General features: G+C 72.8%; 20 protein-coding genes. 9 read left to right on the forward strand and 11 right to left on the reverse strand.

From position 1 onward, the window contains the following. Positions 1-32 precede the first annotated feature (32 nt). The 3 genes from ACN27G_RS23765 to ACN27G_RS23775 all read right to left on the reverse strand — a co-directional run bounded on the left by ACN27G_RS23765 (position 33) and on the right by ACN27G_RS23775 (position 3365). Entirely contained in the window at positions 33-965 is a 933-nt protein-coding gene (locus ACN27G_RS23765) for a tetratricopeptide repeat protein (RefSeq protein WP_421494974.1), read from the reverse strand. Positions 966-1074: 109 nt separating this feature from the next. Continuing rightward, positions 1075-2763 carry an acyl-CoA mutase large subunit family protein gene (locus ACN27G_RS23770; RefSeq protein WP_421494975.1) on the reverse strand — a complete coding sequence of 563 codons (1689 nt, stop codon included), beginning with the start codon at positions 2761-2763 and terminating at the stop codon, positions 1075-1077. A 167-nt stretch (positions 2764-2930) separates the two neighbouring features. After that, positions 2931-3365: an Asp23/Gls24 family envelope stress response protein gene (locus tag ACN27G_RS23775; protein ID WP_421494976.1), complete on the reverse strand. Its 435-nt coding sequence runs from the start codon at positions 3363-3365 to the stop codon at positions 2931-2933. A gap of 171 nt (positions 3366-3536) precedes the next feature. Here ACN27G_RS23775 and ACN27G_RS23780 point away from each other — a divergent pair, with 171 nt between their 5' ends. Next, on the forward strand, positions 3537-3989 hold the full coding sequence (locus tag ACN27G_RS23780; protein WP_421494977.1) for a DUF2000 family protein: 453 nt from the start codon (positions 3537-3539) through the stop codon (positions 3987-3989). Here the strand turns inward: ACN27G_RS23780 and meaB are convergent. Then, on the reverse strand, positions 3964-4971 hold the full coding sequence (gene meaB, locus ACN27G_RS23785) for a methylmalonyl Co-A mutase-associated GTPase MeaB (protein WP_421494978.1): 1008 nt from the start codon (positions 4969-4971) through the stop codon (positions 3964-3966). The genes ACN27G_RS23780 and meaB overlap by 26 nt on opposite strands. A 41-nt stretch (positions 4972-5012) precedes the next feature. After that, positions 5013-6212 carry an acetyl-CoA C-acetyltransferase gene (locus ACN27G_RS23790; RefSeq protein WP_421494979.1) on the reverse strand — a complete coding sequence of 400 codons (1200 nt, stop codon included), beginning with the start codon at positions 6210-6212 and terminating at the stop codon, positions 5013-5015. A gap of 64 nt (positions 6213-6276) precedes the next feature. Here ACN27G_RS23790 and mce point away from each other — a divergent pair, with 64 nt between their 5' ends. Next, positions 6277-6741 carry a methylmalonyl-CoA epimerase gene (gene mce, locus ACN27G_RS23795; RefSeq protein WP_421494980.1) on the forward strand — a complete coding sequence of 155 codons (465 nt, stop codon included), beginning with the start codon at positions 6277-6279 and terminating at the stop codon, positions 6739-6741. A gap of 59 nt (positions 6742-6800) precedes the next feature. Here mce and ACN27G_RS23800 read toward each other — a convergent pair whose 3' ends face one another. Continuing rightward, the gene (locus tag ACN27G_RS23800; protein WP_421494981.1) at positions 6801-7682 is read right to left on the reverse strand and encodes a hypothetical protein; all 882 of its coding nucleotides are present in this window, start codon (positions 7680-7682) and stop codon (positions 6801-6803) included. Between the two features lie 179 nt (positions 7683-7861). Between ACN27G_RS23800 and ACN27G_RS23805 the strand changes: the two genes are divergently transcribed. The 5 genes from ACN27G_RS23805 (at position 7862) to ACN27G_RS23825 (ending at position 15894) form a co-directional block, all read left to right on the forward strand. Beyond that, on the forward strand, positions 7862-8998 hold the full coding sequence (locus ACN27G_RS23805) for a TIGR03621 family F420-dependent LLM class oxidoreductase (RefSeq protein WP_421494982.1): 1137 nt from the start codon (positions 7862-7864) through the stop codon (positions 8996-8998). Between the two features lie 110 nt (positions 8999-9108). Next, positions 9109-10377, forward strand: a complete 1269-nt coding sequence (locus ACN27G_RS23810) for a cell division protein DivIVA (RefSeq protein ID WP_421494983.1) — start codon at positions 9109-9111, stop codon at positions 10375-10377. A 191-nt stretch (positions 10378-10568) separates the two neighbouring features. Then, positions 10569-12833, forward strand: coding sequence for a hypothetical protein (locus ACN27G_RS23815; RefSeq protein WP_421494984.1), 2265 nt, complete (start codon positions 10569-10571; stop codon positions 12831-12833). 146 nt (positions 12834-12979) lie between these two features. Next, positions 12980-14281 (forward strand): AI-2E family transporter, encoded by a 1302-nt coding sequence (locus ACN27G_RS23820; protein WP_421494985.1) that lies wholly within the window; start codon positions 12980-12982, stop codon positions 14279-14281. A gap of 260 nt (positions 14282-14541) precedes the next feature. After that, positions 14542-15894: a hypothetical protein gene (locus ACN27G_RS23825; RefSeq protein ID WP_421494986.1), complete on the forward strand. Its 1353-nt coding sequence runs from the start codon at positions 14542-14544 to the stop codon at positions 15892-15894. On the opposite strand, the gene ACN27G_RS23830 is transcribed toward ACN27G_RS23825, so the two are convergent. From ACN27G_RS23830 to ACN27G_RS23850, 5 genes are read right to left on the reverse strand one after another with little or no spacing between them, the layout of a single operon-like run. Continuing rightward, positions 15864-17273 carry a Coenzyme F420 hydrogenase/dehydrogenase, beta subunit C-terminal domain gene (locus ACN27G_RS23830; RefSeq protein WP_421494987.1) on the reverse strand — a complete coding sequence of 470 codons (1410 nt, stop codon included), beginning with the start codon at positions 17271-17273 and terminating at the stop codon, positions 15864-15866. The genes ACN27G_RS23825 and ACN27G_RS23830 overlap by 31 nt on opposite strands. Then, positions 17273-18604 carry a polysaccharide pyruvyl transferase family protein gene (locus ACN27G_RS23835; RefSeq protein ID WP_421494988.1) on the reverse strand — a complete coding sequence of 444 codons (1332 nt, stop codon included), beginning with the start codon at positions 18602-18604 and terminating at the stop codon, positions 17273-17275. Before ACN27G_RS23835 ends, ACN27G_RS23830 begins: the two co-directional genes overlap by 1 nt. Next, a complete protein-coding gene (locus ACN27G_RS23840) occupies positions 18601-19236 on the reverse strand; it encodes a PIG-L deacetylase family protein (RefSeq protein ID WP_421494989.1) in 636 nt (211 codons plus the stop codon). Before ACN27G_RS23840 ends, ACN27G_RS23835 begins: the two co-directional genes overlap by 4 nt. Continuing rightward, positions 19233-20093: a glucose-1-phosphate cytidylyltransferase gene (locus tag ACN27G_RS23845; protein WP_421494990.1), complete on the reverse strand. Its 861-nt coding sequence runs from the start codon at positions 20091-20093 to the stop codon at positions 19233-19235. Before ACN27G_RS23845 ends, ACN27G_RS23840 begins: the two co-directional genes overlap by 4 nt. A gap of 19 nt (positions 20094-20112) precedes the next feature. Further along, positions 20113-21342, reverse strand: coding sequence for a methyltransferase domain-containing protein (locus tag ACN27G_RS23850; protein ID WP_421494991.1), 1230 nt, complete (start codon positions 21340-21342; stop codon positions 20113-20115). Between the two features lie 179 nt (positions 21343-21521). On the opposite strand from ACN27G_RS23850, the gene ACN27G_RS23855 reads away from it, so the two are divergent. Together ACN27G_RS23855 and ACN27G_RS23860 are read left to right on the forward strand one after the other, a co-directional pair. Beyond that, on the forward strand, positions 21522-22553 hold the full coding sequence (locus ACN27G_RS23855; RefSeq protein WP_421494992.1) for an NAD-dependent epimerase/dehydratase family protein: 1032 nt from the start codon (positions 21522-21524) through the stop codon (positions 22551-22553). Then, entirely contained in the window at positions 22550-23812 is a 1263-nt protein-coding gene (locus ACN27G_RS23860) for a methyltransferase domain-containing protein (RefSeq protein WP_421494993.1), read from the forward strand. Before ACN27G_RS23855 ends, ACN27G_RS23860 begins: the two co-directional genes overlap by 4 nt. The last annotated feature ends 3 nt before the right edge of the window (positions 23813-23815 follow it).

Below are 23815 nucleotides of genomic sequence, written 5' to 3' on the forward strand. Positions count from 1 at the left end.
CGTAGTGCCTACTGACGCTAGCTGCCTATTGTCTAGAAAAGCGCACGCGAGAGCGCCCGTCGGGCACCGGCCACCGCGGGATCGTCCGGACCGGCGATGGTGAAGAGGGAGACCAGGTGCTGCCGGGCCACCTCCCGGTCGTCGCCGGCCGTCCGGCGGACCAGCTCGACCAGCCGGGCGTACGCCTGCTCCGCCTGACCGCTGAGCACCTCCACGTCGGCGGCGAGCAGCTGCGCCGGTACGTCGTCCGGCGCCGCCGCGGCCGCGGCCAGCGCCGCCGCCGGGTCCGCGCCGCTCACCCGGCGGGCCAGCGCGACGTGTGCCAGGCCGGCCTCGGCCGCGGCGTCCGAGGGCGCGTCCGAGAGGATCTTCTTGTACGCCCGCTCGGCGGCGTCCAGGTCACCGCTGATCAGCGCCTCGTCGGCCTCGCTGAGCCGGGGGTCCTCCGGGGCCTCGACCGACACCCCGCCGGCCTTGAGCACGGCGCCGATCCACTGCCGCAGCTGGGCCTCGGGCACCACACCGGCGAAGGCGTCGACCGGCTGGCCGCCCACCACGGCGTAGACCATCGGGATGCTCTGCACCCGGAACATCTGCGCGAGCCGCTGGTTGGCATCGACGTCGATCTTGGCCAGCACCCAGGAGCCGCCGCCCTCGACGGCCAGCCGCTCCAGCACCGGGGAGAGCTGCTTGCAGGGCTCGCACCACTCGGCCCAGAAATCGATGACGACGGGCGTGTTCAGGGACCGTTCCAGCACCTCGGACTGGAACGTGGCCTCGGTGACGTCGATCACCGTGACCCCGCCTCCACCCGTCTGGGGTGTGCCCGGGCCGCCGGCACTGCCGGGACCGGCCGGCGAGGGGGCGGCTGCCGCCGGTGTCGCGGGCGTCTGGGCGGCGCGCAACGCGCCGAGGTCGACCGCGCCGCGGGTGAAGATCGACGAGGTGATCCGTGGGTCGCTCATGGTTCCCTAGTCTCGCACGCGGTGTCGCGAACCCTGTCCAACCGCCCGTGCCGGACGTGCCAACCGCCCGGACCGCCCGGACCGCCCGGACCGGACCCGGCCCCGGGGATCAGAACCGGGCCGGTTCGCGGTAGACGCCCCACTCGGCGCGGAGCGCGTCGCAGATCTCCCCGAGGGTGGCCTCGGCGCGCACCGCCGCCAGCATCGGCGGGATCAGGTTCTCCCCGGTCCGGGCGACCTCGACCATCCGGCCGAGCGCGGCGGTCACCTCGGCGGCGTCCCGGCCGGCCTTGCGCCCGGCCAGCACCTGCCGCTGCTCCAGCTCCACCTCGTGCGAGACCCGCAGGATCTCCAGCTCCTCGGCGACCGTGCCGGTGTGGCAGTTGACCCCGACGATCTTCTTGTCGCCCTTCTCCAGGGCCTGCTGGTAGGTGAAGGCCGACTCGGCGATCTGGCCGGTGAACCAGCCCTCCTCGATGCCGCGCAGGATGCCGGAGGTCATCGGCCCGATCCGGTGCGGGCCGTCGCCGCCGAGCTGCCTGATCCGGGCGAAGATCTCCTCCGCCTCGGCCTCGATCCGGTCGGTCAGCGCCTCGACGTACCAGGAGCCGCCGAGCGGGTCGGCGACGTTGGTGACCCCGGTCTCCTCCATCAGCACCTGCTGGGTCCGGAGCGCGATCTCGGCCGACGAGTCGGTGGGGAGCGCGAGAGTCTCGTCCAGCGCGTTGGTGTGCAGCGAGTTGGTGCCGCCGAGCACCGCCGCCAGCGCCTCCACGGCGGTGCGCACCACGTTGTTGACCGGCTGCTGCGCGGTCAGCGAGACACCGGCGGTCTGGGTGTGGAAGCGCAGCCAGAGCGCCCGCTCGTCGGTGGCGCCGTAGACCTCGCGCAGCCAGCGGGCCCAGATCCGGCGGGCGGCCCGGAACTTGGCGATCTCCTCGAAGAAGTCGACGTGCGAGTCGAAGAAGAAGCTCAGCCCGGGGGCGAAGCGGTTGACGTCGAGCCCCCGGCTCAGCCCCAGCTCGACGTAGCCGAACCCGTCCGCCAGGGTGTACGCCAGCTCCTGCGCGGCGGTCGAGCCGGCCTCCCGGATGTGGTAGCCGGAGACCGAGAGCGGCTTGTAGCGCGGGATCTCCCGGGCGCAGTACTCCATCAGGTCACCGATGAGCCGCAGGTGCGGCTCGGGGTCGAAGAGCCACTCCTTCTGCGCGATGTACTCCTTGAAGATGTCGGTCTGCAGCGTGCCGTCCAGGGTGGAGAGATCCGCCCCCTGCCGCTCGGCGGCGACCAGGTACATGCAGAAGACCGGCACCGCCGGCCCGGAGATGGTCATCGAGGTGGTGACGGCGGCCAGGTCGATCCCGTCGAAGAGCACCTCCATGTCGGCGGCCGAGTCGATGGCGACGCCGCAGTGCCCGACCTCGCCGAGCGCCTGCGGGTCGTCGGAGTCCCGCCCCATCAGGGTCGGCATGTCGAAGGCGACCGAGAGACCGCCGCCACCCGCGCCCAGGATCATCCGGTAACGCTCGTTTGTCTGCCGGGCGTTGCCGAAGCCGGCGAACTGCCGGATCGTCCAGGTCCGCCCCCGGTAGCCGGTCGGATACAACCCCCGGGTGTACGGATATTCGCCCGGCCAGCCGATCCGGGCGAACCGGGGGTCGGCGCTCCCCTCCGGCGGACCGTAGACCGGCTCGACGGGCAGCCCGGAGAGCGTGGTGAAGTCCGCCTCCCGCTTGCGTGCCCCGTCGTACCGGGCCTGCCAGCGGGCTCGACCGGCGGCGATCTCCTCGGCGTTCATCGCGGGGGCCTCCTCGCACTCCTCGACTTCGCCCGAGTGTAGAGGGGATCCCTGAACGATCGCTAAGGCGACCCACGATCAGGGGATCTTCCGGCCCCGGGCCCCGGCCCAGGCCGGTGCGGTGGCCGGTGCGATCCGCCCGGAAGATCCCTGATCACGGCGCCCGGTCAGGCTCCGGCGGCCGGCCCGGCGTTCAGCTCGATGTCGTCGACCTTGACGTTCACCTCGGCGACCGTGATGCCGTACGCCTCCACCGCCTCGACGACCGTGGCCCGGACCGCCTCGGTCACCTCCTGCACGACCGAACCGGCCGCGATCACCAGGACGACCCGGATCGTCGCGCTGGTCCCCCTCACCTCGGCCGAGACGCCCCGCCCGGCGTCACCCACCTCGTCCAGGCCGACCCGGTCCAGCACGTTGTTGAAGAACCGGGCCACGTCGCCACCGAGATCGGCGACACCGGGCACCGAGCGGGCCGCCGTACCGGCGATCTTCTCGATGACCTCTTCGGACACCTCGGTGCCGCCCCTCGGGGCGGCGGGCTGTGCCGCCGGCGCGACGCTCTCCGGGGCCTGGTCGGAACCGTTCTGAACCTCGGTCATCTGCTCGTCTCTCTCCCCTGGTCTCGACGGTCCGGCACGGCACCGTCGGCGTTGACGGAGCCTACTCGGCAGCGGCAAGCCGGCGGGGAAGGCGCGGGCAAGGAACGTACAAGACCGGGCCGTCGCCGACGGGACAGGTTCGGGGCGACGACCGACCGAGGGGGTACCCCGATGACCGCTGCCGTCCCGACGGCCGGGCCGGAGCAGGCGCGTGTCCGCTTCGACACCAAGATCGCCGTCCTGCTCCGCGACGACCTGGCGAGCTGGCAGCGGCTCAACGTCACGGCGTTTCTGACCAGCGGCGTCGCCGGGGCCGAGCCGGAGCTGCTCGGCGCCGACTACCAGGACGCCGACGGCACCCGCTACCTGCCGATGTTCCGGCAGCCGGTGCTGGTCTTCACCGGCGCCCGGGACGTCCTGGTCGGCGCGCACCGGCGGGCCGTCGAGCGCGGGACGCGGATCGCCACCTTCACCGGCGAACTCTTCTCGACCGGCAACGACCGGGACAACCGGGCCGCGGTACAGGCGGTCGCACGCGACCGGCTCGACCTGGTGGGGCTGGCCGTACACGGGCCGAGGAACGCGGTCGACAAGGTGGTCAGGGGCGCCGTGCTGCACCCGTGACCCGGTCGAGCTGGTCGAGCAGCTCTCCGGCGGCCGCGTACGGGTCCACCGACCCGTCGGCGACCCGGGCGGCGAGCGACGCGAGCGACGTACCCGCGCGGAGCGAGCCCATCCGGTCCCGGAGCGTGCCGAGCGCGATCGCCTCGACCTCGGCGGCGGCCCGCGTCTCTCGGCGGCGGCGCAGCTCGCCGTGCTCGACCAGCCAGCCGTGGTGCTTCTCGACGGCCGTGACCAGGTCGTCGATCCCCTCGCTCCGGGCTGCCACCGCGCGCACCACCCGGGGTCGCCACTCGCCCGGGCCGCGCTCACCCAGCGCGATCATGCCGTTGATGTCCCGCACGGTGGCGTCGGCGCCGTCCCGGTCGGCCTTGTTGACCACGAAGACGTCGGCGATCTCCAGGATGCCGGCCTTGACCGCCTGGATCGCGTCACCCATCCCGGGCGCCAGCAGCACCACGGTGGTGTCGGCCAGCGAGGCGACCTCCACCTCCGCCTGGCCCACCCCGACGGTCTCCACGAGTACGACGTCGCAGCCGGCCCCCTCCAGCACCCGGACCGCCTGCGGGGTCGCCGCCGCCAACCCGCCCAGGTGCCCCCGGCTCGACATCGACCGGATGTAGACCCCGGGGTCGGTGGCGTGGTCCTGCATCCGGACCCGGTCACCGAGGATCGCCCCGCCGGTGAACGGGCTGGACGGGTCGACCGCGAGCACCCCGACCCGGTGGCCACGGGAGCGCAGCGCCCGGACCAGCTCGTTGCTGGTGGTCGACTTTCCCACCCCGGGCGAACCGGTCAGCCCGATCACCTGGGCCCGCCCGGTGTACGGCGCGAGGGCCGCCGCCACCCGCGGCAGCAGCTCGTCCCCGGACTCGACCAGGGTGATCAGCCGGGCGACCGCCCGGGGATCGCCCTCCCGGGCCAGCGCGACCAGCCTCGGTACGTCCCGGCTGCGCCGCACCGAGCCGGGGGCGCGGGTCGGCACGGCCGGCCCGGAAGCGGGTCGGTCTCCGGCCGCCCCTGCCGTCACTCGCGCCCGCCGGCCTGCCCCGGCACGTGCACGAGCAGTGCGTCGCCCTGGCCGCCGCCCCCGCAGAGCGCCGCCGCGCCCGTGCCGCCGCCCCGGCGGCGCAGCTCCATCGCCAGGGTGAGCACCAGTCGGGCGCCGGACATCCCGATCGGGTGGCCCAGCGCGATCGCGCCGCCGTTGACGTTCACGATCTCGTCCGAGACGCCGAGATCCCGCATCGACGTGATGCCGACCTGGGCGAACGCCTCGTTGATCTCGATCAGGTCGAGGTCGGCGACGCCGAGTCCGGCCTTGCGCAGCGCGTGCGCGATGGCGTTCGCCGGCTGCGAGTGCAGCGAGTTGTCCGGGCCGGCGACGTTGCCGTGCGCGCCGATCCGGGCGAGCCAGGTCAGGCCGAGTTCCCGCGCCTTCGCCTCGCTCATCACCACCACCGCGCAGGCACCGTCGGAGATCGGCGACGAGCTGCCGGCGGTGATCGTGCCGTCCGGGGTGAAGGCCGGACGCAGCCGCGCCAGCCCCTCGGCGGTGGTCTCCGGCCGGATCCCCTCGTCCTCCTCGATCACCAGCGGGTCGCCCCTGCGCTGCGGCACCGTCACCGGGACGATCTCCTCGGCGAAGGCACCGTTCTTCTGCGCGGCGGCGGCCCGCTGGTGGCTGGCAGCCGCGAAGGCGTCCTGCTCGGCCCGGCTGATCGCGTGCCGGGCGTTGTGCCGCTCGGTGGACTCGCCCATCGCGCAGCAGTCCCACGGGTCGGTGAGGCCGTCCAGCGCCATGTGGTCCCGGACCGTCACGTCGCCGTACCTGTAGCCGGCACGCTGGCCGAGCAGCAGGTGCGGGGCGTTGGTCATCGACTCCATCCCGCCGGCCACCACGATGTCGAACTCGCCGGCCCGGATGAGCTGGTCGGCGAGGGCGATCGCGTCCAGGCCGGAGAGGCAGACCTTGTTGATCGTCAGCGCCGGTACGGACATCGGGACGCCCGCCTCGACCGCCGCCTGGCGGGCCGGGATCTGCCCGGCGCCGGCCTGGAGCACCTGACCCATGATCACGTATTGGACCTGGTCGGCGGGGACCCCGGAGCGCTCCAGGGCGGCCCGGATGGCGATCCCGCCGAGCTTCGTCGCCGGAAAGTCCCTGAGGTTGCCGAGCAGCCGCCCCATCGGGGTACGGGCGCCGTTCACGATCACGGATGCCATTTGACCTGTCGCCTCCGGGGGGCCTGGCGGAGCACCTTAACGTCGATTAGGTCAGACTAGCCCGGTGGACGACGACACCTCGGGCGGCCCGGCTGCCGACTATCTCACAGGCATCGGCCTGCTCGGCATCGACCACGTCGGGGTGGCCGTGCCGGACCTCGACGCGGCGATCGAGTTCCACCAGCGGGTCTTCGGCATGCGCTGCGTACACACCGAGACCAACCCCGAGCAGGGAGTCCGGGAGGCGATGCTCCGGGTCGGCCCGACCCCGGACGGCGCGGAGATACAGCTGCTGGCGCCGTTGACGCCGGACTCCACGATCGCCAGGTTCCTGCACCGCAGGGGCCCGGGGTTGCAGCAGATCGCCTACCTCGTCGCGGACGTCGACGCGGCCTGCGCGGCGCTGCGCGAGCGGGGCGTCAAGCTGCTCTACGAGACGCCCAGGCGCGGCACCGCCGGCTCGCGGGTCAACTTCGTGCACCCCCGCGACACCGGCGGCGTCCTCGTCGAACTCGTGCAGAAGGCGTAGGTGTAAGGAAGGGCCCCCCGTTATCGCTTTCTGTTGTAGCGGGGGCCCTTCCTAACACCTCAGGCGGGCACGGTGTCGTAGGACTCGACCAGGTCGGCCGGGAGCGGGGCCAGATCGGTGGCCCGGCGGAAGTCGCCGAGGGTGGTGCCGGTGCACTCCGAGTCGACGTTGCGGGCACCGGCCCGACCCTGCACGTCGCGGAGGTTGACCGCCCGGAAGTCGATCGAGAACCGCGTCCGGCCGGACGTGTTCGGCACCGTGGCGTGCAGTTGGGCACCGGAGAAGACCAGCACCCCGCCGGGCGGGGTGATCACCCGCAGGTCGGGCTCCCGCTCCAGCTCCTGCTCCAGCCGGGGCTGGCGGCGGGTCTCGGCGTGCACCTGCGCCGCCGCGGCGCCGCGGGCGTGCGCCACCCACTGGGCGTAGTTGTAGTCCCGCGAGCTGTTGCGGACCCCGGTGTCGAAGTATCTCGGGTGGAAGGCCATCACGTTGGACTCCGCCACCTCGTAGACCGGCATCCAGAAGTTGATCTGTGACATCGGCGCGGAGAACCAGGTGTCCCGGTGCGACTCGAACTGCAGGGTCAGGCCGGCGTTGAGATATTCGCTGGTCATCGAACGCAGCCGGGGGACGTCGAAGTAGGTCTGCGCCGGATCCGCACCCAGGTCGGAGAGGAGTCCCCGGACGAGGTCCGCGCTGCGTGGATGGTTGATGAAACCGGGCTTCAGGTCGGCCAGCACCCGTACGTAGTCCGGCCCGGCCAGCTGGTGCTGGGCCTCCGGCGGGAAGTGCGGCGCGAACGCGGTCTCGGTCATCTCCCGGGCGAAGGCGACAAGCGCCATCGAGTGCGGCGTCGGCGAGTAGACGAACAGGTCCCCGGCGAAGAGCCGTTCCCGACGCTCGTCGTCGGAGATCGGCGAGTTGAAGTGCAGCACCGTCACGGCGGCCTCCCGCGATAGCTCCCGATAGGTCCTCTAGGCAGCGGTCACGCTAGGCCGGGAGCCGGCGGCTCGGAAGCCGCCGTCCGGTCGGGCCGGCGTCCCTGTCGACAATCCGACTTCGCCTCGGGTACCCGCCGGGAACGCCCTACGGGCCCGCCCGGCCCGCATATCGTCAGGCGATGCCCCCCACGCAGCCGTCCCCACCCGCCACGGCCACGGCCAGCACCACGGCCACGGCCGGCGCCGCTGCCGCTGCCACGGCCGGCGCCGCTGCCAGTGCCACTGCCGGCGTCCCTGCCACTGCCGGCGTCCCTGCCACTGCCGGCGTCACGGCCACTGCCGGCATCACGGCGCGGCCGGCCTCCGGCGCGGTACGACCGTTCCGGTTCACCGCGGCGATGCCCGGGCTGGACCGGCCGGTGGCGCGGTGGCGCGACGAGGTCCGCCGGATCGAGGACCTCGGCTTCGACTCGGTCTCCGTCTCCGACCACTTCACCGGCGGCTGGGCGATGGACCCGCTGGTCGCGATGACCGTCGCCGCCGAGGCGACCACCCGGCTGCGGGTGCTCGGCTTGGTCTTCTGCAACGACTTCCGGCACCCGGTCCTGCTGCACAAGGCCCTGGCCAACCTCGACGTCTTCTCCGGGGGCCGGGTGGAGATCGGGCTCGGCGCCGGCTGGCTCCGCGACGACCACGACGCGGCGGGGCTGCCGTTCGACCCGCCGCAGGTGCGCGTCGCCCGGTTGGCCGAGTCGATCGAGATCCTGCTCCGGCTCTTCGGCGACAGGCCGGTCGACTTCGCCGGACAGCACTACCGGGTCACCGGACTCGCCGGGCTTCCGGCGCCGGTGCAGCGCCCCCATCCACCGCTGCTGGTCGGCGGGGGCAGCCGGCGGATCCTCCAACTGGCCGGCCGGCGCGCCGACATCGTCGGGCTCAACCCGCGGCTCGCCCCGGACGTCGACCCGCTGGCCGCCGTCGAGGAGATGAGCGCCGCACGCTTCGCCCGGAAGGTGGCCTGGGCCAGGGACGCGGCGGTCGCCGCCGGCCGGGACCCGGCCGATCTGGAGTTCCAGGCCCGGATGTTCGACGTACGCGTGCAGCACCGCGGTGTCGAGTACCGCGCCTCCTCCAGTCACACCCGCCTCGCCGACCCGGCCGCGCTGGCCGACTCGCCGTCGGTGCTGCACGGCAGCGTCGACGAGTGCGTCGACCGGCTGCTCGCGCTCCGTGACCGGTACGGCGTCAGCTATCTGCACCTCGGCGGCAACCTGGACGCCGCCGCCCCGATCGTCGCCCGACTGGCAGGACGCTGACCGGGTAAATGGCCCGGCCGGACGGCGGGTCGAGTTGACCTTGTGAACTGGGCGCGATAGTACGGTCCGGCCCTTGCGAAGCACCCCGGTAAGTCTGCAAGTATGTCCCAATGCCCCAGCAGCAGTCCTCCCCTCTCGCGTTCTTCGACAACGCGAACTCGCAACCAGACTTCACGGTCGCCCTGCGCGGCTACGACCGTGAGCAGGTCAACAGCCACCTCGGCCGGCTGAACGCGGCACTGAACCAGTCCGAGCAGTCCCGGGCCGAGGCCGAGCAGCGGATGAACGACGCCCAGCGCCGGCTCCGTCAGGCCGAGCAGCGGCTCGCGTCGGTGGAACAGAAGCTCACCGACACCAACAAGCAGCTCGAGGAGAACAACCGCCCGACCCTCTCCGGCCTGGGCACCCGGGTCGAGCAGATCCTGCGCCTCGCCGAGGAGCAGGCGAACGACCACCGTGGCGAGGCCAAGCGCGAGTCGGAGGGCATCCTCTCGGCCGCCCGGCTGGAGGCGCGGGAGATCACCGACAAGGCCCGCGCCGAGGCCGCCGCGATGAAGGCCACCGCCGAGCGGGAGGCGGGCAGCGTCCGCACCGCCGCCGAGCGGGAGGCCGCCGAGGTCCGGGTGCAGGCCCGCCGGGAGGCGGACACCCTGCGCGCCGACGCCGAGCGGGAGACGAAGCAGCTCCGGACGGTGACCGCGCACGAGGTCGCCGAGCTGAAGTCCACGGTCGAGCGCGAGGTCGCGACCCTCCGGGCCACCGCCGAGCGGGAGATCACCCAGCAGCGCGCCAAGGCGGCCCGGGAGGCCGAGGAGAAGCGCGCCGAGGCGACCAAGCTGCTCACCGACGCCCGGGACAAGCGGGACAAGGACCTCCAGGCGCTGGAGCTCCAGCTCGCCGAGCGGCGTGAGAAGGCGGAGCGCGAGGAGTCGGAGCGGCACGCCGCCCAGGTGGCCCAGACCCAGAAGCTGGTCGCCGAGGCCGAGCAGCGGGCCCGGGCGGCGCAGGACCGCGCCAAGGAGATCGAGCAGCGCGCCGAGGCCCGCCGGGTCGAGTCGGAGCGGAACGCCGCCGAGACCATCGACAAGGCCAAGGCGCTCGCCGACAAGACCCTCAACGAGGCCCGCGCCGAGGCACACCGCCTGCTCAGCGAGGCGCGTACCGAGGCGGACCTGACCACGCAGGCGGCCCGCCGCGAGGTCGAGGACCTCACCCGGCAGAAGGACGCGGTCACCTCGCAGCTCGGCCAGATGCTCTCCGGCCTCGCCGGCATCGTGCCGGGCGTGGGCGGGGCGGCCAACAAGCCCGAGGCGCCCACGGCGGCGGTCGCCGAGAAGGACGACGCGGAGGAGCGGGTTCCCGCCGACGCGGCGAGCTAACCCCACGACGGTCGCGGGTCGGACTGCGGGGCAGCAGCACGGCCAGGGCCGTACCGGAATTCCGGTACGGCCCTGCGCGCTGCACGGCGTACGAGGCGTTAGGTGGGGTCCTGTCCGCACCGGTGAGCTTCGTCCCATCAGCCCCGCCCTGTATCGCCGCAGAACGGGGCGACCCGTGTGAGGATGGAACTATGTCGCACGGCGAGGAACTCTTTGCCCTGAACGGAGATGTCGCTACGGAGCCGAGCTTCGAGCCGGCCTTCCGGGGCTACGACAGAGGGCAGGTGGACCGGTACGTCGCTCGTGCCGAAAACGACATCGCCACCCTGGCGGCCCAGCGCGAGCACGCGTACAGCCAGATCCACAATCTGGCCGGCCAGGTCGAGGCGTTGCAGCGCGACCTCACGGCGGTGCGCCGGCAGGTCGGCGTGGTGGACCGCGCGTCGTTCCGGCACCTCGGACCGGTGGTCGAACAGATTCTGACCCTCGCCGAGGAGCAGGCCGAGATCATCCACCGGGAGACGCTCCAGGAAATCGAGGCCCGGCGGGTCGAGGCGGAGCAGGTGCTGGAGGACGCCCGCCAGCAGGCCGCCGACGCGCTGCGCGATTTCGAACTCGCCCTCGCCGCCCGACGGGCGGAGGAGGAGAAGGTCAACACGGCGCGCCGGGCGGAGGCGGACGCCGCCGTCACCGCCGCCGCCGAGGAGGCCACCCGGCTGCGCGAGGCCGCGCAGGCCGCCTTCGAGAAGGCCAAGCAGGAGGGTTCCGAGCTGCGCAACCGGGCCGCCGAGGAGGCGAACCGGCTCCGCGAGGCGAGCCAGGCGGCACACGCCAAGGCCGTCCAGGAGGCGAAGCAGCTCCGGGACACCGCCGAGGAGGAGGCGCGGCGGCTCACCGAGCGGACCACGCGGGAGGCCCAGGAGCTGACCGAGCGGACCGAGCGGGAGAGCCAGCAGGTCGTCGAGCGCGCCCGCCAGGAGTCCGCCCGGCTCCGGCACGCGGCACAGCACGAGGCCAACCGGCTGCGCGACGCCGCCCAGCAGGAGGCGACCCGGCTGCGCGAGGCCGGCCAGGCGGCACACGTCAAGGCCCAGCAGGAGGCGCAGCGGCTCGTCGACGCGGCGAGCCAGGAAGCCGACCGGATGGTCGAGATCGCCAAGCAGGAGGCCACCCGGCTGCGCGAGGCCGGCCAGGGGCTGCACGCCAAGGCGAAGCATGAGGCCACCCAGCTCCGCGAGGCGGGCCAGGCGGCACACGCCAAGGCACAGCAGGAGGCGACCCGGATCAACGAGGAGACCGCCGAGTACGTCCGCCGCTCCCGGGCCGAGGTCGAGGAGTACGCCCAGAAGGCGCGGGCGGAGACGCAGCAGGAGTTGGGCTCCTGGCGCACCGGCGTCGAGCAGGAGGTGAACCGGCGCATCTCCGCCGCCGACGAGGAGATCGCCGCCAAACGGACCGAGGCCGAGCAGGAGATCACCGCCGCCCGGACCGCGTTGGAGGAGGAACTGGCCGCCTACCGGGCCGGCGCCGACAACGAGTTCACCCAGCGCAGGGCCGAGCTGGAACAGCAGCACCAGGAACGGCAGGGCGAGCTGGAACGGCAGTTCGCGGAGCGGCAGTCCGAGCTGGAGGAGTCGTACGAGAGCCGCCGCCAGGAGATCGAGGGCGGCGCCGAGCAACTCCGCCGGGACGCCGAGGAGTACGCCACCCGGGTGCGCGGGGAGGCCGAGGAGCGGGCCGCCGAGATCCGGCGGGAGGCCGAGGAGCGGCTCGCCGAGTTGCAGCGGCAGGCCGACGAGCAGGCCGCGACGTCCCGCCGCCAGTTCGAGGAGTACATGGCGACGGCGCAGCAGCACCTGGCCACCACCCAGCAGCACCTGGCGAGTACCCAGCAGGAGGCGGTCGCCGGCCGGCAGCAGTTGGCCGGGGTGATGCAGGAGATCGCGGAGGCGCAGCAGGCGCTCGCCGACATCCGGCAGGAGACGGTCGCCTCCCGTCAGGAGTCCGACCGGATCCAGCGACAGCTCGCCGCCGCGCGGGACCAGCTCGCCGGCGAGCAGGAGCGGCTGACCGGCACCGAGCAGTCGGCGCAACAGGCCGAGCAGCAGTTGGCCCGGGCCGAGGCGGACATGCAGCAGATCGTCGAGGCAGCCGCCGAGCAGGCCGCCGCCGACCAGCACGCCGGAGCGGCGGGCGACGGGGCGGCGGGCGACGGGGCGTCTGGGGGCAACCGGTTGACCGACGGCGGCAACCGGGTGGCCGAGCCGGTGACCGCCGGGGCCGACGGCGCCGGCATCGACGGCGAGCCCACCGTGGCCGCGGTGCCGGGCAGCGGCGGCCGGGAGCCGACGCCGACCCGGATCACCAGCACGGGTGATTCCGCGAAGCGGAGCGGCAAGCCGACCGTCGAGGACCAGGCCACCAAGTCCACCAAGGTCTCCGTCGACTCGGAGTAGCCGGCGGACCGCCATTCATGATCCGGTAGTGTCCGGCCCGCCACAACGGGCCGGACACTACCGGATCATGATCTGTCTTCGGTGCGGCGGGCGTTGGGGGTGACCGGTAGCCTCGGCGCAGGCGTGGTGGCGTCGGGGAGGTCCGGATGGAGAGCATGCGGTCGACGGTTGACGGCGGCACCCCACCGGCCGGTGGGGAGGGCGGGGACGCCGGTGACGCGCCCGAGCCGGCCGCCGACCCGCGAGGCAACACCGACCCGCGAGGCACCGCCGACCCGCAACGCACCGCCGACCCGCAACGCACCGCCGAGCCCCCGGAGAGCATCGCCGAGCCACGACGCAGCACCGGGCCGCCGTCCGGAGCTGCTGTCGAGCGTGGTGGCCCTGGTGACGGCGGGTCGGGGCGGTTCGGTCAGCCGGGCCGGCCGCTGCGGCGCAGCCCGTTCCTGATCGGGCTCACCGGCGGGCTGGGCGTGCTGCTCGCGTACACGATCTTTCTCGCGGTCCGCAACGCGGGCTCGATGCTGGTGCTGGTCTTCATCGCGCTCTTCCTGGCGATCGGCCTGCACCCGGCGGTGGTCCGGCTGCGCTCCTGGGGGTTGCCCCGTGGCCTCGCCGTCACGGTGGTCACACTGACCCTGCTCGGCATCATCGCCGGTGGGGTCTACGCGCTGGTCCCGCCGATCGTCAGCCAGACCGGCGAACTCATCGAGCAGCTTCCGGGATACGTCGGCCAGCTGCGCCGCAACGACAGCGTCAACGACCTGATCGGCGAATACGACCTGATGGGTCAGATCGAGTCGGCCGTCACCACCGAGAACATCACCCGGGCGTTGGGCGGGGTATTCGGGGCGGCCGGCTTCATCTTCGGCACGGTCTTCAACATCGTCACGGTGATCGTGTTGACCATCTATTTCATGGCCACCTTCGAGCGGCTACGCGACCTCGGCTACGGCCTGGTCCCGGCCAGCCGTCGCGACCGGGTCCGGTTGATCGTCGACGAGATCCTGACCAAGGTCGGCGCGTACATGGTGGGGGCGCTCGCCATCGGGCTGCTGGCCGGGGTGAGCACGTTCGTCTTCGCGGTCATCGTCGGGCTGGCGTACCCGTTCGCCCTCGCGGTGGTGGTGGCGATCTGCGACCTCATTCCGCAGGTCGGCGCGACCATCGGGGCGGTGGTGATCAGCCTGGTCGGCTTCGCCGCCGACGTGCCGACCGGCATCGCCTGCGTGGTCTTCTTCGTCATCTACCAGCAGTTGGAGAACTATCTCGTCTATCCCCGGGTGATGCGGCGCTCGGTGCAGGTCAACGACGTGGCGGCGATCGTCGCGGCGCTGCTCGGGGTGGCGCTGTTCGGGGTGATCGGCGCGCTGGTGGCGATCCCGGCGGTGGCCGCGATCCAACTGGTGCTCCGCGAGGTGATCCTCCCCCGCCAGCAGCACCGCTGATCGGCGGCTTCTGTCTGCAATCCGTCTGAATCACAAATTGTAATCGCTTCAATACGGCTTGTAGTATTCAGTCATGGCCAGCGGATCGAGACGATCGGAGACACACCCCTTCTGACCTGGGCGGGTGCTTCGGTCGCGGGCGATCGTGTCGGCTCGGGGGGAGTCGGCGCGGAACAGGCCGGATCGGTGGTGGGAGCGGCCCTCGTTGCGGCACGAGCTGTGGGCCATGGCCGTCTGCAACGCGCCTGTGGGGGGTAGCCGTGACCGACACCAACGCCACACCTCCGACCGAGCCGGCAGACCTCGACCGGGTATCGGAACGCGGCCGGCGGGAACGCATCCGACGCCGGGCGACCGTCGCCGGCATCTTCGGCCTCACCGCCGCCCTCCTCGCGGCCAGCGGATACCTCGTGCTCACCGTCGCGGGGCAGCCGGTCCGGGCCGCACCGCTGGTGCTGGACCAGCCCGCCACCGTGCTCTGGGGACAGACCGTGAACCGGCCCATCGAGGTCGCGGCCGACAACGTCACCATCCGGCGGGTGAAGATCCGCACCGGAGGCAGCGCCGCGATCGTGATCCGGGTCGGCGTGACCGGCACCCTCATCGAGGAGACCGAGATCCGTTGCACCTCGGCCCGGACCGACGGCGTGACACCCGGCGGCTATTCGGCGCTGCGGGTGCGGGTGAACGGTTGCCGCCAGGCGTTCCGGCAGACCGACGACAACCCGGCCACGATCGTCGACTCCCACCAGGACGGCAGGCCGTACCGGGGCGGAGCCCCGAGCAGCCCCGGGCCGATCCCGAACCCGGACCCCGACTCGGCGATGGCCGACGAGCCGCCGTACGCGCCGGCCGGTGCGCCGCCGACCCCGATCACGTACTGGCCGAGCGCCGCGACCACCGGCGTACCGGCCGGAACGGCGCTGCGGAACTCCGGCTCACTCAGCCTGCGCAAGGCCGGGCAGGTGGTGAGCGGGCTGAACATCGTCGGCTGCGTCACCGTCGCCGCCGCCAACGTGCAGATCCTGCGCTCCAAGATCACCTGCAACAGCACGACCTACTCGATCCGGACGCTGAGCGGGACCTCCAACCTGCTGATCCAGGACGTCGAGATCAACGGCATGGGGCGGAACTCGGCCTCGATCTGTTGCAGTGACTACACGCTGCGCCGGGCCAACATCTACAACATGATCGACGGCCCGCGGCTGAGCAGCAACACCCGGGTCTACGACTCCTACATCCACAGCCTGAACCGGGTGGCCGGCTCGCACAACGACATCCTGCAGAGCACCGGCGGCAACAACATCCTCGTCCAGCACAACACGCTGCTGTCGTACAAGCCGGAGACCGGGGACCCGTTCAACTCCTGCCTGACGATCGGCTCGGAGACCGCACCGTCGCTGACGAACCTGACCTACCAGGACAACTACTGCAACGGCGGTAACTACTCGATCGGGATCAGCCCTCGGCTGGTCGGCTCCAACATCCTGTTCCGGAACAACAAGTACGGCCGCGACTACCGCTACGGGGTGGCCTCCGGCTGGAACCGGGCCGGGGTCACCTGGGAACGGGCCACCAACGTCTACTTCGACAACGGCCAACCGGTGGTCTGAGCCGACGGCGCCACCGGAGCGGGCCGGGTCGGCGGCGCCACCGGAGCGGGCCGGGTCGGCGGCGCCACCGGAGCGGGCCGGGTCGGCGCCGGCCCCGGCTGGGCCGGCGGACGGTACGGCTCCAGGGCGGCCGGCTCGCGCAGCCGCTTGCGGCCGATCCGACGCAGCGTGCCGACGGTGGAACGCAGCTTCTCCACCGTGGACAGGTGCCGCCACCAGATGCCGGCCATCGGCAGGTTGCGCAGCCGGGGCGTCATCAGGCCGGCGGCGCGCAGCGTGGCCAGCCGCCCCCAGACCGCGCCCCGGGCCCGCAGCAGGTTCGGCTGCGAGGCGGGCAGGATGCCCGGAGCCACCGGGGTCAGCACCAGCGCGCCGGCCGCGACGGCGGCCTCCACCAGCCGCACGCCCCGCTCGGTGCGGGCCAGCACCAGGGACTGCCCCGGGTCGTCGCCGGTCGGCCTGTACCACGGGTCCCCGACCGCCACGTCGGCGAACTCGCCGGTGTGGTCGGCGCAGAGATAGCAGCGCCACTGCCGGTGCTTCTGCAGGATGTCGCCCCAGGACTCGGCGTAGCTCAGCTCCCGGCGCGTCCCGGGCGGGTCGTCGACGAGTCGGGCCCGGGCCTGGCCGGGCCAGCCGGCGCCCCGGTAGTGCACCGAGGCCAGCCCGGCCGGGTCGGGCACGCCGAGCCGGGCCAGCATCTCCAGGGTGCCCCGGGTGGTCGGAGTGCCGGCACAGAAGATCGCGATGGTCAGCCCGAGCCTGCGGTCCAGCTCCGGCCGGAGCCGCCTGGCCATCCGGACCGCCGCCACGTCGCAGGGCTTGCCGACGAAGACGCAGGGACCCTCGGCCGCCTCGACCAGGTCCAGCCGGTCGCAGGGGCTCGCCGGGGCGTACCGGGAGCCGGCGTGCGCGAGCAGCTCGGTCGGGGTGCGGGAGAGCCGGGTCTCGTTCAGGTACGGCACGTCGGCGCGGGCGCCGATGTGCAGCACCCCGGCCATCCCCTCGGCGGTCAGGCAGTGTCCGGCCAGTGCGGTCGCCACCCCGCCGCTGGAGCCGGCGTGCCGGATCCGCGGGTCGGCCGCGTACCCCTCCCAGAGGGCCCGGACCGGTCCCCAGGCCGCGCGCAGCTCGGCGATCTCGCCCGGCGCGGGCCGGGGGTCGTCGTGGGCCAGCCGCACCCCCGGGCAGCAGCTCAGCGCCGCCGCCGCGCCCGGGCCGGTCACACCGGCACCGACCGGGGTGATCGGCAGCGGCCGGCGGCCGTGGTCGAGTACGTCGACCATCCGCACCTCGTCGGGAGCGAGATAGGCGCAGACCCCGCAGCCGGTGCAGAGCTTTCCGGCGGCGACGTCGTGCACGGTGCGCGGCCGGGCCATCAGCGCACCCCGGCCGGGTGGCGGCGGTCCCGTTCGGCCCGGGCCAGCGCGACGAACTCGTCCATCTGGGCGACGGCCCGCGCGATCGCGGCGGGGGTGCGCACCGCCAGCTCGGCGGCGGCCGCCTCCCGGCCGGTCCAGGAGTCCCAGAGCGCGTCGAGCAGGTCGGCACCGCCGAGCCGGCGGGCGTCGGCGACATGCTCCCGCTGCCCCACGCTGGCGAAGACCCCCCGCGCCTTGTCGCTGTAGGCCACCACCGCCGCCGGTACGCCGGAGGAGAGCGCCGCGATCGTCGCGTGCATCCGCATCCCGCAGAACCAGCTCGTGCGGGCGATGGCCCACTTGCTCTGGTGCGGGTCGAGGCCGGACGGGGCCAGGTAGACCCGGTCGCCGTACCGGGGTGCCAGGGTGGCGTAGAGCCGTTCGCTGGCCGACCGGTCGTCGTCGGCTCCGTTCGGGGTGAGCACGTGCGGCACGATGATCACCCGGGCCTCCGACCGGTCGAGCAGGCGCTCGCAGAGCCGGGTCGCCACCTCGGCGGTGTCCCCGGTCAGCCCGAACCGGGCCCGCCCCTCCGGCCGGGCGATCAGCCCGCTGACGTTGATCCCCGCCACCGGACCGGGATCCGCCTCGAACCATCCGGCCAGCCGCTGGTACGCCGGCTCGTCCGGCACCCTCGGCTCCAGCCCGAAGGCGACGTCCACGCCCTCCCGGTGCCGTTGCGGGTCGAGGTCGGGGCCGAGCAGGTCGGCGAGGGCGGCGAAGCTCTCCGGATCGCGTGCCCAGGCCGCCCGGGCGCCCCGGACCAGCGCCGCCGCCTCGGCCCGGAGCCGCGGCGACCGGAACGGCCCGTACGTCTGCGGCAGCAGCACCAGCGGGCGGCGGCGGAGCAGGGCGAGCCGCTTCGGCCAGGTCACGGTCCGGAACCGGTGCTCGCCGTAGATGTCGCTGAAACTGTCCCCGCCACTGACGTCGAGGACCACGTCGGCGGCGTCGATCCGGGCCAGCCCGGCGTTGCCGAGCCCGCCGAGCGCGGCGCTGATCCGCATGTTCAGGTAGGACTCCGGCCGGTGGTAGCGGCGCGAGTGCCGGGCACCGGCGAGCGAGATCGGCACCGGTCGGCCGGCCACGAAGGCGTGCCCGGCGCGCTGCCCCCAGCCGTCGTCGAAGACGGTGACCCGCGCGCCCGGCTCGCGGGCCAGCAGGCCGCCGAGGGTGGCCGCCCGCAGCGCACCGACCCCGAGGTTCAGATGTGCGCCGGGGACCCCGAAGAGGCAGGCGGAGATCGGCCTGCCGGCACTCGACCCGGTCGTCTCAGTTGCTTCGGTCACTGCTCGATCACCGCTTTCTCGCACCGGAACGCCTCGGCGTACCGGGACCGGCACTCCATCCCGCGCAGTCGCGCCAGGCCGAGGAAGACCTCCTCGTCCCACCAGTCCCGGGCCCGCTGGGACGGATAGCCGGCGTGCAGCAGTTCGACCTTGCGGCGGATCCGCTCCTCGGTCAGCGGCAGGTAGACGTTGCGCCGGCCCAGGTCCCCGTCCCACTTGGGGATTTCGTAGTACAACACCGTGGCGTCCCGAAACGACGTGGGCACCAGGGCGGCGAGTGTGTGGTGGTCCTGGTGCGCGTCGTCCGGACTCGGCGCCAGCACCAGGTCGGCGCGGAGCGTCGCGGCGGCGGCCTGGACGATCTCCTTCGCCTCGCCCCACCGGGCCGGCACCCGGCCGTCCGGCAGGTCGTGCAGGGCGAAGCTGAGCCGGGCGCCGGGCAGGAACGCCCCGGCCGCCGCCCGCGCCTCGGCCTGCCGGTCGGGGGTGCCGGTGAGCAGCACGTAGTGCACCCGGAGCCCGGGTACGTCGCCGAGGGCGAGCAGCAGGCCACCGGCCCCGATCTCGATGTCGTCCGGATGTGCCCCGAGCAGCGCCACCGAGCGGGCGGCGGAGAGGCGCAGCGGCATCATCCGCCGATCGGTCCCGGATCGCGGGTGCCCGCACCGGCGAGCACCGGCTCCAGGGTGGCCGGCCGGCGGCCCCGGCTGCGGTTGGCGTCCCAGAGCATCCACGGGCAGCGGGCCGAGTGGTAGAGCTGCTCCAGCTCGGCCCGGTCCTTGAAGGTGTCGGCGGCCCGCCAGAACCCGGTGTAGCGCTGGGCGATCAGCCGCTGCGCCGACAGCAGCCGCTCGAAGGCGTGCGGCACCAGGTCCTCACCCTCGCGGAGCACCTCGAAGATCCCCGGGCGGAGCAGGAAGTAGCCGCCATTCTCCCACTGCATCAGCTCGCGGATCGGGCGTACCCGGGTGACCTGGTCGCCAGCGGCGATGTCGATGACGTGGTGCGTCGACTGCACCGGCACGGCGAGCAGGCTCGCCACCGCGTCGGTGCGGTGGAACCGGTCGACCATCTCCGGCAGCGGCGCGTCGGTGAGAGTGTCGGCGTAGTTGGCCAGGAACATCGGCTCGTCCTCGACGTACCGGCGGATCCGCATCAGCCGTTCCCCGATGCTGGCCCCGAGACCGGTGTCGATGAAGGTGATGTTCCAGTCGGTGATGTCGGCGGAGTGCAGCCGCACGTCCCGGCCGTGCATGGCGAGACTGAAGTCGTTGGAGAGCGTCTCGTCGTAGCGCAGGAAGTAGTCCTTGACCGCGACGGCGCCGTAGCCGAGGCAGAGGATGAAGTCGGTGTGCCCGAAGTGGGCGTAGTAGCGCATCACGTGCCAGAGCAGCGGACGATCCCCGATCATCGCCATCGGCTTGGGCGCGGAGGCGGCGTCCTCGCGCATCCGCATCCCGAGCCCGCCGCAGAAGAGCACGACCTTCATCCGCAGACTTCCTCCCTCATCAGATCACCTCCAGGGCCGGGATCGGGAAGACCAGCCGCCCGCCCCAGTGCCGTACGTAGGCCAGTTGCGCCGAGATCTCGGTGCGCAGGTTCCAGGGCAGCACCAGCACGTAGTCGGGGCGGTCCCAGGCGATCCGCTCCGGGGAGTGGATCGGGATGTGCGTGCCGGGCAGGAAGAGCCCCTGCTTGTGCGGGCTGCGGTCCACGGTGTATTCGAGGAGGTCGGCGCGGATCGCGCAGTGGTTGAGCAGGGTGTTGCCCTTGCCCGGCGCACCGTAGCCGACCACCCGCCGGCCCTGCGCCCGCGCGGTGAGCAGAAAGTCCAGCAGCTCCCGCTTGATGTCGAGGACCGCGTCGGCGAAGCCGAGATGCCCGGCGACGGTGTGCAGGCCCGACTCGGACTCGGCGTCCAGCACCGACTTGACGTTGCCGGACGGCTCACCCGCCGCCGCGGCCGGGCGGGCGTGCACCCGCAGCGACCCGCCGTGCGACGACAACTCGTCCACGTCGACCACGATCAGGCCCGCGGTGGCCAGCGCCCGCATCGCGGTACGCAGCGTCAGGTATTGATAATGCTCGTGGTAGATCGTGTCGTACTGCCGGCGCTCGATCAGCCGCAGCAGGTGCGGGAACTCGCAGGTGACCAGCCCGGTCGGCTTGACCAGCGCGGCCAGCCCGGCGGTGAAACCGATCAGGTCGGGCACGTGCGCGTAGACGTTGTTCGCCGCCACCAGGTCGGCCCGGCCGTACCGGTCGGCCAGTTCGGCGCCGGACTCCGCGCCGAGGAAGCGCACCTCGGTGCGTACGCCCCGCCGCCGGGCCGCCTCGGCGACGTTGCCGGCCGGCTCCACCCCGAGCACCGGCACCCCCCGGGCGACGAAGTGCTGCAACAGGTAGCCGTCGTTGCTCGCCACCTCGGTGACCAGGGAGTCCGGCCCGAGCCGCAGCGCCTCGGTCATCGCGTCCGCATACCGCTTCGCGTGCGCGACCCAGGAGTCGGAATAGGATGAGAAATAGGCATAGTCGGAGAAGATTTCCTCTCCGGACACGTACGCCGGAAGTTGCACGAGCAGACAGTTCGAGCAGATTCGGACGTGTAGCGGATAGAACGTCTCCGGCGCGTCGAGACGATCGGAGCTCAGATAGCTCTCGCAGAGCGGCGACATCCCCAGATCGACAAACGTCTCGGTCAAAACCGCTGCACACAGCCGGCATCTGGCATCGGTCATGCCCCACCCACCCCGATGTGATCGGAATACCGGCGCGGCGCCCGCCCGCCTGCGCGACACGCTAACCAGCACCGCCGGAGCACGGAAGGGGTTCAGTAAAAAGTCCGACAATAGCCGGGCCGCTCCGGGGGCCACCCATAAACTCGCCTTCTCACCCGGGCGACGACGGGAGCTTTGCCGTGCGTGTTCTCGTGACCGGCCACCATGGTTACCTCGGCAGCGTACTCACCCCGATGCTTCAGGCGGCCGGGCACGACGTGACCGGCCTGGACACCGACTACTACGCCGACTGCCTGCTCGGTCCGGCACCGGCGGCCGTGCCGTCGCTCCGGACGGACCTGCGGGACGTCCGGCCCGAGCACTGCGCCGGGTTCGACGCGGTCTGCCACCTCGCCGCGCTCTGCAACGACCCGATCGGCAACCTCAACCCCGAGCTGACCTACGAGGTCAACCACCGGGCGACGCTGCGGCTGGCCCGGGCCGCCAGGGCGGCCGGGGTGACCCGGTTCCTCTTCTCCTCCTCGTGCAGCCTCTACGGGGCGGGCAGCGACGACCGGCCACTCGACGAGAGCGCCGGCTTCGCCCCGGTCACCCCGTACGGCGAGTCGAAGATCCTGGCCGAGCAGGATCTCGGCTCCCTCGCCAGCGACGACTTCTCCCCGGTCTTCCTGCGCAACGCCACCGCGTACGGCTTCTCGCCCCGGCTCCGCGGCGACCTGGTGGTCAACGACCTGACCGCGCACGCCCTGCTCACCGGCGAGGTGCGGCTGCTCTCCGACGGCTCGGCCTGGCGGCCCCTGGTGCACGCCGAGGACATCTGCGCCGCCTTCCTCGCCCTGCTGGAGGCGGACCGGGCGGTGGTGCACGGCCGGGCGTACAACATCGGGGTCACCGGCGAGAACTACCTGATCCGGGACGTCGCCGAACTCGTCGCCGAGGTGGTGCCCGGTTCCCGGGTGACCTTCGCGGGCGGCGCCTCGGCGGACGCCCGCAACTACCGGGTGAGCTGCAACCGGGTCGCCGCCGAGGTGCCCGACTTCCGTCCCCGCTGGACGGTGCGGAAGGGGATCGAGGAACTGGTCGAGGCGTACCAGCGGTACGGGCTGACCATCGAGGCGTTCCGGGGCGAGCGGCACCAGCGGTTGCGCCGGATCCGGGCGCTGACCGAGGCCGGCCGGCTAGACACCGAGCTGCGCTGGAGCGCCCGGTGAACGGTGTGACGACTGCCGGCGGCCAGGCGCCGGTGCACCGCTGCGCGGCCTGCGGGGAGCACGACCTGGTGCCCTTCGCCGACCTGGGCGAGATTCCGGTCTACTGCGGGGTGCACTGGGCCAGCCGGGCCGAGGCGCTGGCCAGCCCGCTCGGCCGGATGTGGCTGGCGTCCTGCCCGGGATGCGGGTACGTGCGCAACCTCGCCTTCGACCCGGCCGTTCTGGTCTACGACACCACCATGGACACCAACCTGCACCACTCGCCCGCGTTCGGGGTCTTCTCGGCGGAACTGGTCAAGCACCTCGCCGGGCGGTTTCCGCTGCGCGGCGGCACGGTGCTGGATGTCGGCTGCGGCCAGGGCGAGTTCCTCCGCGAGCTCTGCCACGTCGCCGGCTGCCGGGGTGTCGGCTACGACGCCATGTACGCCGGCCCACCCGGCCCGGACCCGTCCGGCGCCACCTTCGTCCGCGGCCACGCGCCGCTGGACTCCGACACTCCCGCGTTCGACCTGGTCACCTCCAGGCACTGGTTCGAGCACCTGGCCGACCCGTACGCCTTCCTGGTCCGGCTCCGCGAGCTGGCCGGCGACCGTCCGGTGCACGGCTACCTGGAGGTGCCGGACGCCGGCTACGACCTCGCCACCGCCGGCTGGGAGGTGATCTATCCGCATGTCTCCTACTTCGACGGCTACTCGCTCTGCCGGATCGTCGAGCGGGCCGGCTGGCGGGTGCTCGCCACCGGGCGGCTCTTCTCCGGCATGTTCCGGTACGTCGAGATCGCGGTGAACGCCCCCGACCCGGCCGCCGGCACCGAACTGCCCGGGGCGGGACTGCCCGGGGCGGGACCGGCCGGCCCCGAACTACCGGGAGCGGAGACGCCGGGGACGGCCGACCGGGACCGGCAGCTCGCCGCGATCGCCGGCTTCGCCGACCGGCACGCCGCCGAGCGCGCACGATGGCGGGACACGATCGACCGGCTGCTGGCCGCCGGTGACCGGCCGGTGCTCTGGGGTGCCGGCTCGCGGGGGGTGCAGTTCCTGCACCTGGCCGACCCGGAGTGCCGGCTCGCCGCCGTGGTGGACGTCAACCCGCGCAAGTGGGGGCGCTACCTGCCGGTGACCGGGCACGAGGTGCGGGACCCGGCCACCCTCGCCGGCTCCGGCACCCGCACGGTCATCATCACCAACCCGGCCTACCGGGACGAGATCGACGCCGCGCTGCGCCAGCTCGGCGTGCAGGCCGAGCTGCTGGTCGCCTGAAAG

Origin of the sequence: Plantactinospora sp. WMMB334, from assembly GCF_049179095.1 — a bacterium.
Classification (GTDB): domain Bacteria; phylum Actinomycetota; class Actinomycetes; order Mycobacteriales; family Micromonosporaceae; genus Plantactinospora.